The sequence below is a fragment of the Cellulomonas massiliensis JC225 genome (assembly GCF_000312005.1).
GTDB classification, from domain to species: domain Bacteria; phylum Actinomycetota; class Actinomycetes; order Actinomycetales; family Cellulomonadaceae; genus Cellulomonas; species Cellulomonas massiliensis.
Window position 1 is genome coordinate 950,274 of the sequence record NZ_HE978588.1, and the last position, 9,855, is coordinate 960,128.

The following is a 9,855-nucleotide window of genomic DNA, read 5'->3' on the forward strand; positions in this document are numbered from 1 at the left end:
GGTTCGTCGGCACGGGCACGGGCGGCGCGGCCGCGGACGGGCCGGGCTCCTCGTCCCGCGGCCGCGAGCGCGCCGCACCGAGGGCCGACGGGGCGACGACGGCCAGCACGCCCGCCGTCACGACGGCCACGACGAAGCCCGCCAGCAGACCGACCAGGGCGCCGGTCCACCCGCGCGCGACGGCCCCGACGGCCAGCCCGGCGAGGGGCAGCGCCCGGATCAGCCACCGCAGGACCGTCGCGCGAGCGGGTGCCGTCATGCCGCGTACGGTACCGAGCGCCCGGCCCCTGACGGAGCGCCGGACCGGGGCCGCCGCCCGGCCCGCGGATGAGAGGGTGGTCGGGTGGCCCTCAAGTCCTCCGCCGAGATCGAGCAGATGCGCCCCGCCGGTCGGTTCGTCGCCGGCGTCCTCTCGTCCCTGCGCGACGTCGCACGCCCCGGCCTGACGCTGGCGGACCTGGACGCGCACGCCCACCGGATGATCGACGAGGCCGGCGCGCGCTCCGTCTACCTCGGCTACCACCCGTCCTTCGGCGCGATGCCGTACCCCGGCGTGCTCTGCACCTCCGTCAACGACGCCGCGCTGCACGGGCTGCCCGGCCCGTACGCGCTGCAGGACGGCGACGTGCTCAGCGTCGATTTCGCCGCCGAGCTGCAGGGCTGGGTCTGCGACTCCGCGATCACGTTCCAGGTGGGGTCGACGACGCCGGAGGCGACGCGGCTCATCGAGACGACGGAGCGGGCGCTCGACGCGGGGATCGCGGCCGCGCGGGTCGGTGCCCGGATGGGCGACGTCTCCGGGGCGATCGGCCGGATCGGTCGGGCGGCCGGGTACGGGATCAACGCGGACTTCGGCGGCCACGGCGTCGGGCGGACGATGCACGAGGAGCCGCACGTGCCGAACCTCGGGCGGCCGGGCACCGGGCTCAAGCTCAGGGCCGGGCTGGTCGTCGCGATCGAGCCGTGGTTCATGGCCGGGGGCGACGGCTACGTCGTCGACCCGGACGGGTGGACCATCCGCACGGCCGACGGCTCGCTGGCGGCGCACGCCGAGCACACGGTCGCCGTCACGAAGGCCGGCCCCGTGGTGCTGACCGCCCGGGACTGAGAGGGTCGGGCCTCAGGCGAGGGCCGCCGTCATCGCCTGGGCGAGGTACCAGGGGTCGACGGTCGCCGTGAGCTCGCGGGCCGAGTGCATCGACAGCAGGGCGACCCCGACGTCGAGCGTCCGGATGCCGAGCCGGGTCGCCGTGATCGGCCCGATCGTCGAGCCGCAGGGCACGGCGTTGTTCGAGACGAACTCCTGGGTCGGGACGCCGGCGCGCTCGCACGCGTCCGCCCAGAACGCGGCGCCCGCAGCGTCGGACGTGTAGCGCTGGTTGGCGTTGATCTTGAGGATGGGCCCGCCCCCGGCCACGGGCGCGACGACGGGGTCGTGCCGCTCGGGGTAGTTGGGGTGGACCGAGTGGCCCACGTCGGACGAGACGCACCAGGACGCGGCGAGCGCGCGGTGCCACTGCTCGTCGTCGGCACCGAGGCCGGCGCGCACGCGGCGCAGCACGTCCTCGAGGAAGGGGCCGGCGGCACCGGAGCGGGACTCCGAGCCGAGCTCCTCGTGGTCGAACGCCGCCAGCACGGTGATGCGGTCCGTCGGCGGGGCGGTCAGCAGCGCGACGAGCGCCGCGTGCGTGGACAGCAGGTTGTCGAGGCGGCCGGAGGCGAGCAGCGCGCCGCCCGCGCCGAACGTGCGGGGCTCCTGGGTGTCGACGACGACGGCGTCGTACCCGCGCACGTCCGCGACGTCGCACACGCCGTCGACGAGCGCGGCGAGCACGTCGTCCTCCCCGACGCCGTCGAGGCCGAACACCGGCTGCGTGTGCCGCTGCTTGTCGAGGGTGAGGCCGTCGTTCACCTGGCGGTCGAGGTGGATCGCGAGCTGCGGGATGCGCAGGAAGGGGCCGGTGCGCACGAGCAGCTCCGCGCCGCCCCGGGTGACGACGCGCCCGGCGAGCGCGAGCTCCCGGTCGAGCCAGGAGTTCAGCAGGGGGCCGCCGTAGACCTCGACGGCCGCCTGGCGCCAGCCGTACCGGCTCGTCGTCGGCCGGGGCTTCAGCTTGAAGCCGGGCGAGTCCGTGTGGGTGCCGAGGACCGTCACCGGCGTCGTCGGGCCTGCGCCCTCGGGCACCACCCACGCGATGGCCGCGCCGTCGCGCACCACGACCCGGCGGCCGGGACCGGAGGGCCAGGGGTCCGCCTCCTCGAGGCGCGCGAAGCCGGCGTCCTGCACGCGCCGGGCCACCTCGTGCGCCGCGTGGTACGACGACGGCGAGGCGGTGACGAACGCGGCGAGGTCGTGGGCGTGGGCGAGGGCGGCGGCGTCGACGGTCACCCGCCGATCCTCCCACCCGCCGCCTGCCGCCCGAGGTCGGCACTCCCGCCCGAGATCGGCACGTCGACGTGCCGACCTCGGGCAGAGGTGTCGATCTCGGCGGATTGGGCGGGCGCGCGCGGGACAGGGAGGATGGCGCGGTGGCGTACCGGGTGATGACCGTGTGCACCGGCAACATCTGCCGGTCGCCGATGGCGGAGATCGTGCTGCGGGAGCGGTTCGCGGCAGCGGGGCTCGACGGGCTGGTCGAGGTGGACTCGTCCGGCATCTCGGACGAGGAGTGGGGCAACCCGGTGGACCGGCGCGCCCGCACGGTGCTGGCCGCGCACGGCTACCCGACCGGCGACGGGCACCGCGCCCGCCAGGTCGAGCGGTCCGACCTGGCCGACCACGACCTGCTGCTCGCGATGACGGCGGTCCACGCGCGGGCCCTGCGGCGGATCGCCGCGACGCCGGAGCAGGGCGAGCGCGTCCGGATGTACCGCTCGTTCGACCCGGCGGCACCCGCGCTCGGGCCTGGCGTCCCCGAGAGCGCGCTCGACGTCGAGGACCCCTGGTACGGCGGCATGGCGGACTTCGAGGAGTGCCTCGCGCAGGTCGAGGCGGCGGCCGACGCCGTCGTCGCCCACGTGCGCTCGCGTCTCTGACCGCCCGGCGCCGGTGACGCCGACGGGCGGACGACCCGAGGGTCGCCCGCCCGTGCGGTGGTCGGGGTCAGTCGACGACGAGCGCGAGCTCCGGCTCGGCGGGCCGCAGCGCGGTGCCGTCGGCCTCCTCCGTGCGCCGGCGCGGGGAGCGGATCGTCGCGAGCAGCGCGACCGTGACCGCGATGAGCCCGGCACCGACGAGGAACGCCCGCTCCGCCCCGACGACGAACGCGTGCTGCGCGATCGCCTCGGGCGTGGTGCCGACGACGGCCGCGCCGCGGGCCGCGTTCTCGGCGATCGTCACGAGCACGGCGAGCCCGAGCGCGCTGCCCACCTGCTGGGCGGCGTTGAGCAGCCCGGACGCGGCGCCGGCGTCCGCCGGGTCGACGCCCGCGAGCCCCGCGGCGGTCAGCGGCACGAACGCCAGCCCGTTGCCGATGCCGAACAGCAGGAGGCCGCCGAGCACGTGCAGGTAGGACGAGCCCGCGTCGAGCTGCGCGAGCACGAGCAGCCCGACGGTCGTCACGGACAGCCCGCCGACCATGAGCGGCTTCATCCCGACCCGTTCCATCGACCGGGCGCTGACCTGCGAGAAGACGAGCAGCATCACGGTGATGGGCAGGAACGCGAAGCCGGTCGCCAGCGGCGTGTAGCCGAGCACGTCCTGCAGGAACTGCGTGAGGAAGAAGAACAGCCCCGCCATCGCGCTCATGAGCAGCAGCCGGGCGCCGAGCGCGGTGGAGCGGGTGCGGTCGGCGAACAGCCGCAGCGGCGTGATGGGCGAGGGCGCCCGCAGCTCGACGAGCACGAACGTCGCGAGCAGCACCCCGCCGACGACGAACCCGCCGACGGCGAGCGCGTCGCCCCAGCTCGTCTCGGCGGCCCGGACGAACCCGTAGACGAGGGCCGTCATGCCGACGGTCGAGGTCAGCGCGCCGGCGAGGTCGAAGCGCCCGCGGTGCGGCTGCGTCTCGGCGAGCACGACGCGGGCGACGAGGACGAGCGCGATGCCGATCGGCACGTTGACGAACATGACCCAGCGCCAGGACGCCCACTGCGTGAGCATCCCGCCGACGATGAGGCCGATGGCCGAGCCGCCGATGGACACGGCGGAGAAGTAGCCGAGCGCCCGGGCGCGCTCGCGGCCCTCGGGGAACCGCCCCATGAGGAGGGCCAGCGCGGAGGGGGCGGCGAGCGCGGCGCCGACGCCCTGCACGGCGCGGCCGACGAGCAGCACGCCGGTGCCCTCGGCGAAGCCGCCGACGAGCGAGCCGAGCGTGAACAGGCCGATGCCGGCCATGAGGACGCGGCGGCGGCCGAGCAGGTCGCCGGCGCGGGCGCCGAGCAGGAGCAGACCGCCGAACGCCAGCGTGTAGGCGTTGACGACCCACGAGAGGCCGGTCGGGGTGAAGCCGAGCGAGCTCTGGATGTCGGGCAGCGCGACGTTCACGATCGTCATGTCGAGCATGAGCATCAGCTGCGTGGTGAGGATGACGGCCAGGACGAGGGCCGGTGAGGCCGTCCGGGCGGTGCGTGCGATGTCGGACACGCGGACCTCCGAGGATCCGAGGGGTTCTGGGTGTGCGCTGGAGCGGTGGGCCGGCGGCGGGCTCCCGCCCGCGGGCCGTCCGGTGTAAAGTGGAGAGCGCCTCCGGTTGTGACTATACGGAGGCTGCCTCCGGTTGTGCAACCGTTTCTCGACGACGAGTCCGGGTGCCGCTCGTCGGAGGCCCGGATCGCCGAGCGCAGGCAGAGGAGGGACGCCGTGAGCCAGGACGCCGCCCCGCGACCCCTGCGCGCGGACGCCGCCCGCAACCGGCAGCGCATCCTCGACGCCGCGACCGCCGCCTTCGACGTGCAGGGCACCGACGCGTCCCTCGAGGACGTCGCCAAGGCCGCCGGCGTCGGCGTCGGCACGCTGTACCGGCACTTCCCGACCCGTCTCGACCTCATCGAGGCGGTCTACCGGAGCAACGTCGAGGCGTTCGCCGCGCAGGCCGACGAGCTGCTCGAGCGGCTGCCCGCGGGGGAGGCGCTCGACGAGTGGGTCATGGGCTTCGTCGGCTACGTCATCCGCAAGAAGGGCATGGCCTCGGCGCTCAAGGCGGGCCTCGGGCCCGAGGCCGCGGAGATCATGAGCCAGTCGCGCGCGACGCTGCAGGGCGCTGCCGGCCGCCTCGTCGTCGCGGCCCAGGCCGCCGGCGCGATCCGCACCGACCTGGAGCCGCCCGACCTCATGCGCGCCGTGAGCGGCGTGTGCCTGGCCGGCGTCGAGTCGATGGACCGGGAGCGCACCGAGCGCGTCCTGCGCCTGCTGCTCGACGGCCTCCGCTGGTCGGCCCCCACCCCCGCCTGACCCGCCCGGCTCGCCGTCGAGTTCGTCGCGCCGCGACGAGTTCGTAGCCGCCACGCCACGAACTCGTCGCGGCGCTACGAACTCGCGGAAGCGCGTCCGGGCGGTGGGGCGACCGGTTGGCGGGAGGATGGGGGGATGAAGGTCAGCCGTCGCGCCGCCGTGCCGCCGTTCGCCGTCATGGAGATCCTCGCCGCCGCCAACGCGCGGCGGGCGGCCGGCGCGTCGGTGGTCAACCTGTGCGCGGGCGAGCCGCAGACCGGTGCGTCGGACGTCGTCCGGCAGCGGGCGGTCGAGCTGCTGACCGGCGGCGACCTCGGCTACACGGAGGCCCTCGGCGCGCCGGGCCTGCGGCGGGCCGTCGCGGGCCACTACGCCGACTGGTACGGCGTCGACGTCGACCCCGGCCGGATCGCGATCACCACCGGCTCGTCGGGCGGGTTCCTGCTCGCGTTCCTCGCGGCGTTCGACGTCGGCGACCGGGTCGCGCTCGCCGTCCCGGGCTACCCCGCGTACAGCAACATCCTCGCGGCGCTCGGCTGCGAGGTCGTCGTCCTGCCGTGCGGGCCCGAGACGCGCTACCAGCCGACCGTCGCGCAGCTCGAGGCCCTGGACGCGCCCGTCGAGGGCCTCGTCGTCGCGAGCCCCGCGAACCCGACCGGCACGATGATCGCGCCGGACGAGCTCGACGCCCTCGCGCGCTGGTGCGGCGCCCACGGCGTGCGGTTCGTCAGCGACGAGATCTACCACGGCATCACGTACGGCGACGCGGTCCCGACGGCGACCGCCGCCCGGTACCTCGACGACGGCGCGGTCGTCGTCAACTCGTTCTCGAAGTACTGGGCGATGACCGGCTGGCGGCTCGGCTGGCTGGTGCTCCCCGACGACCTGGTCGCGCCCGTCGACGCGCTGGCCGGCAACGTCGCCCTGTGCCCGCCCGCGCTCGCGCAGCACGCCGGGGTCGCCGCGTTCAGCGCGGAGGGCTACGCCGCCGCCCGCGAGAACGTCGAGCGGTACGCCGCCGCGCGCGAGCACCTGCTGGCCCGGCTGCCGGAGCTCGGCTGGGAGCGCACGGCGCCGGCCGACGGTGCGTTCTACCTCTACGCCGACGTCTCCGGCTCGGGGCTCGACGCGGTCACCTACTGCGCGCGGCTCCTCGACGAGGCGGGGGTCGCGATCACGCCCGGCACCGACTTCGACCCGGTCGACGGCGACCGCTGGGTGCGGCTCTCCTTCGCCTCGTCCGTCGACGTGGTGCGCGAGGCGGCCGACCGGATCGTCGCCTGGCAGCGCACGCTCTGACCGCCGGCACGGGCGCCGGCACCGTGAACCGGGCACGCCGGCGCGCCCTCGCGCGTTGAGCACGGCGGAACCCGTCCGCCGACGAGAGGCCGTCCCATGAAGTGCCCGGTCGACCAGTCCGACCTCGTGATGTCCGAGCGCCAGGGCGTCGAGATCGACTACTGCCCGACGTGCCGTGGTGTGTGGCTCGACCGCGGGGAGCTCGACAAGATCGTCGACCGCGCCGCCGCCGTCGCCACCCCGGCCGCGCCGCCCGCCCCGGCCCCGGCGGCGCCCCCGGTGCCCACGTCCTACCCGCGCGACGACCGCCGCGACGCCCGCCCGGCGTACGGCTCGTACGACGACCGCGACCGCCGCGACGGCGGCTACGACCCGCGGTACGACTCGCGCGACCCGCGCTACCGCAAGAAGAAGCGCGAGTCGTGGCTGGAGGACCTGTTCGACTTCTGACCGCGATCCGGACGCGCCGCCCACCGCTCGGGACGATCACGCCCACGACCAGGGCCGGCAACGTCCGCGACACGTCCCGCACCTAGGGTCGCCGCATGGACGTGGCGGTGCTGGGGGCGACGGGCGACGTCGGACGACAGGTGTGCACGCAGCTCGTCGAGCGGCGGGTGCTGCCGACCACGTCGCGCCTGCAGCTCGTGGGCCGCCCCGGCGGGCGCTCGGGCCGAGCGGTGCACGGGCTCGCGACCGACCTCGTCGACGCGTACGACGAGCACGCGCCGATGCTCGACGTCGCGCTGGACCCGCGCGACGTCGTCGCGGACGTGGTCGTGGTCTGCGCCGGCCGGACGGTCGTGCCCGAGCCGGGCCAGGTGCCCGACCGCGCGGCGCTGGCCCGGGACAACATGGCGGTGTTCGAGCAGTACGCCGGCGCGCTCGCCGAGCACGGTTCCGGGCGTGAGGTCGTCGTCGTCGTCTCGAACCCGGTGGAGCTCGGCGTCGCGGTGATGAGCCGGTGGCTCGGACGGCACCGCGTGATCGGGATGGGCGCCTGGCTCGACACCCTGCGGTTCCGGCGCGAGGTCGCGGTCTCGATCGGCGTGCGGCGGCACCGGGTCGGCGGCTTCGTCGTCGGGCAGCACGGCGACGACGTGGTCCCGCTGTGGTCGACGGTGCGGATCGCCGGCCTCGACGCGGACGAGCGACGCCGGGCCGTCGACGACGTGCGCGGCCCCCGCGCGCTCGACGCGTTCGACGCCGAGCTGGCGAAGGTGAAGTCCGAGCTGGTGGCGCTGGCGTCGACCGACATGGGCGCGGCCTTCCGGCTCATCGACGCGTGGCCGCCCGACCTGCGGCTCGCCGCGCGGCCGTGGATGACGCAGCAGAGCGGCGCGAAGACGGCCTCGGGCACGGCCAGCGCGACGATCGACCTGGTCGACACCGTGCTCGACGGCCGCGACATCGTGGTGGCGGGGCAGGTCGCGCTGGACGGCGAGGTGAGCCTGGAGGACCGCCCGGTCCGCGGCGTCCTCGGCGTCCCGGTCGTCCTCGGCCCCGAGGGCTGGACCCAGGTGCTGCTGCCGGGCCTGGCGCCCGACGAGGAGCGGCGGCTGGCCGTCGTGGCCGACCGCATCGACGCGGGCCTCGCGCCCTGGCTGGGGGAGGTCTGATGGACGACGAGCGGTGGGTGGCGTTCGTGCGGGGGGCGCACCGGCCGGGCACGCTGACGGCGCTGGCGGCCGTGTTCTCGACCCGCGGCGTCAACTTCGAGTCCCTCGCGACCGCTGAGGTGGACGACACGACGGGCCTCATCGTCGTGACCTTCCGGGCCACCCCGCGGCGCCAGCAGGAGCTCGCCCGGGCGGTCGAGCGGCTCACGCCGGTGCACAGCGTGCTCGTCCGCCGCGCGGCCGACCTCGGCGTGCGGGCCGCCGGCGTCATGCACCTGCCGCGGGGGGTGACGTTCCGGCCGCCGGCGCGGGCCGCGGTCGCGTGGTCGGGCGTCTCGGAGGCCGGGGAGCCGGTGCTCGTCGAGGGACCGCTCGTGGACGTCGAGCTCGTCGTCGCCGCCGCGCGCGAGGCCGGCGCGACGGTGAGCGGCATCGTCATCCAGCCGCCGCCCGCCCCCTGAGCCGGTCGCCTGCCTAGGGTGGGCGTGTGCCGTCAGGTCTGCCCCCGCTGGTCGCACCCGGACCGCCGCTCACGCCCGAGCAGCTCGCGCGCGCGGCGCGCCACCTGCTGCTGCCGGGGATCGGCGTCGACGGCCAGCGCCGGCTGCGTGCGGCGCGCGTCTGCGTCGTCGGTGCCGGCGGGCTCGGCGCGCCGGTCCTGCAGTACCTCGCCGCGGCGGGCGTCGGGACGATCGGGGTCGTGGACGACGACGTCGTCGACACCTCGAACCTGCAGCGGCAGGTCGTCCACGGCGTCGCCGACGTGGGGCGGCCCAAGGTCGACTCGGCGCGCGACGCCCTGGCGGCGCTGGACCCCTCGGTCGAGGTCGTCGCGCACCGCGTGCGGCTGACGGACGAGACGGTCGACGGCGTGCTGGGCGGGTACGACCTCGTCGTCGACGGCTCCGACAACTTCCCCACCCGCTACCTCGTCGACGACGCGTGCGCGCGCCTGGGCCTGCCGCTCGTGTGGGGCTCGGTGCTCCGGTTCGACGCGCAGGTCTCGGTGTTCTGGGCGGCCCCGCCCGGCGGCGTGCCCGGGACGCGGCTGCGCGACGTCTTCCCCGAGCCGCCCGACCCCGCGACCGTGGAGTCGTGCGACCAGGCCGGCGTGCTCGGCGCGCTGTGCGGACAGGTCGGCTCGCTCATGGCGACCGAGGCGGTCAAGCTCGTCACCGGGCTGGGCGAGCCGCTGCTCGGCCGGCTGCTCGTCCTCGACGCGCTGCGCGCGCGGTGGCGGGAGGTGCCGCTGCGACCGACGAGCCCCCGGGCCGACGCGACGCCGGCGCGCGACGAGGCGGCCGAGCAGCGGAGCGTGCCCGCGACGCCCTCCGAGCCCACGGTCTCCGTCGGCGCTCTCGCGGCCGCCCTCGACGACGGCGGCGTGCTCGTGGACGTGCGGGAGCCGCACGAGCTCGCCGCCGGCGCGATCCCCGGCGCCCGGCTCGTGCCCCTGCGCACCGTGCTCGACGGCTCCGCGGTGGCCGGGCTGCCGCGCGACCGGCCGCTCTACGTGACCTGCCAGTCGGGCGTCCGCTCGGCGGT

At 76.1% G+C, this 9,855-nt stretch carries 11 protein-coding genes; 8 read left to right on the plus strand and 3 right to left on the minus strand.

The window, feature by feature from the left end; translation table 11 throughout:
• Nucleotides 1-259 (minus strand): hypothetical protein (locus tag HGCM_RS19660; RefSeq protein ID WP_040398923.1); only part of this gene is annotated, 259 nt, incomplete at its 3' end.
• An 84-nt stretch (nt 260-343) separates the two neighbouring features.
• Here HGCM_RS19660 and map point away from each other — a divergent pair.
• Nucleotides 344-1,108, plus strand: a complete 765-nt coding sequence (map, locus tag HGCM_RS04540) for a type I methionyl aminopeptidase (protein ID WP_019135688.1) — start codon at nt 344-346, stop codon at nt 1,106-1,108.
• A gap of 12 nt (nt 1,109-1,120) precedes the next feature.
• On the opposite strand, the gene HGCM_RS04545 is transcribed toward map, so the two are convergent.
• Entirely contained in the window at nt 1,121-2,389 is a 1,269-nt protein-coding gene (locus tag HGCM_RS04545) for a M18 family aminopeptidase (RefSeq protein WP_019135689.1), read from the minus strand.
• A 140-nt stretch (nt 2,390-2,529) separates the two neighbouring features.
• Between HGCM_RS04545 and HGCM_RS04550 the strand changes: the two genes are divergently transcribed.
• On the plus strand, nt 2,530-3,036 hold the full coding sequence (locus tag HGCM_RS04550; protein ID WP_019135690.1) for a low molecular weight protein-tyrosine-phosphatase: 507 nt from the start codon (nt 2,530-2,532) through the stop codon (nt 3,034-3,036).
• 67 nt (nt 3,037-3,103) lie between these two features.
• Here the strand turns inward: HGCM_RS04550 and HGCM_RS04555 are convergent, their stop codons facing one another.
• A complete protein-coding gene (locus HGCM_RS04555; RefSeq protein ID WP_019135691.1) occupies nt 3,104-4,585 on the minus strand; it encodes an MFS transporter in 1,482 nt (493 codons plus the stop codon).
• A gap of 216 nt (nt 4,586-4,801) precedes the next feature.
• On the opposite strand from HGCM_RS04555, the gene HGCM_RS04560 reads away from it, so the two are divergent.
• The 6 genes from HGCM_RS04560 to moeB form a co-directional block, all read left to right on the plus strand.
• The gene (locus HGCM_RS04560; protein ID WP_019135692.1) at nt 4,802-5,392 is read left to right on the plus strand and encodes a TetR/AcrR family transcriptional regulator; all 591 of its coding nucleotides are present in this window, start codon (nt 4,802-4,804) and stop codon (nt 5,390-5,392) included.
• Nucleotides 5,393-5,527: 135 nt separating this feature from the next.
• Nucleotides 5,528-6,691: a pyridoxal phosphate-dependent aminotransferase gene (locus HGCM_RS04565; protein WP_019135693.1), complete on the plus strand. Its 1,164-nt coding sequence runs from the start codon at nt 5,528-5,530 to the stop codon at nt 6,689-6,691.
• A 96-nt stretch (nt 6,692-6,787) separates the two neighbouring features.
• Nucleotides 6,788-7,141: a TFIIB-type zinc ribbon-containing protein gene (locus tag HGCM_RS04570; protein WP_019135694.1), complete on the plus strand. Its 354-nt coding sequence runs from the start codon at nt 6,788-6,790 to the stop codon at nt 7,139-7,141.
• A 95-nt stretch (nt 7,142-7,236) separates the two neighbouring features.
• Nucleotides 7,237-8,310 (plus strand): lactate/malate family dehydrogenase, encoded by a 1,074-nt coding sequence (locus HGCM_RS04575; protein WP_019135695.1) that lies wholly within the window; start codon nt 7,237-7,239, stop codon nt 8,308-8,310.
• Nucleotides 8,310-8,771: an ACT domain-containing protein gene (locus HGCM_RS04580; RefSeq protein WP_019135696.1), complete on the plus strand. Its 462-nt coding sequence runs from the start codon at nt 8,310-8,312 to the stop codon at nt 8,769-8,771. The genes HGCM_RS04575 and HGCM_RS04580 overlap by 1 nt, the downstream gene beginning before the upstream one ends.
• A gap of 26 nt (nt 8,772-8,797) precedes the next feature.
• Nucleotides 8,798-9,855, plus strand: a 1,058-nt coding sequence (gene moeB, locus HGCM_RS16865) for a molybdopterin-synthase adenylyltransferase MoeB (protein WP_019135697.1), incomplete at its 3' end; no start/stop codon positions are given.

Bases quoted from the DNA above. Each gene is read 5' to 3' on its own strand.
- HGCM_RS04565 (WP_019135693.1), top strand. From the start codon at position 5,528: ATGAAGGTCAGCCGTCGCGCCGCCGTGCCGCCGTTCGCCGTCATGGAG.
- HGCM_RS04570 (WP_019135694.1), top strand. From the start codon at position 6,788: ATGAAGTGCCCGGTCGACCAGTCCGACCTCGTGATGTCCGAGCGCCAG.
- HGCM_RS04575 (WP_019135695.1), top strand. From the start codon at position 7,237: ATGGACGTGGCGGTGCTGGGGGCGACGGGCGACGTCGGACGACAGGTG.
- HGCM_RS04580 (WP_019135696.1), top strand. From the start codon at position 8,310: ATGGACGACGAGCGGTGGGTGGCGTTCGTGCGGGGGGCGCACCGGCCG.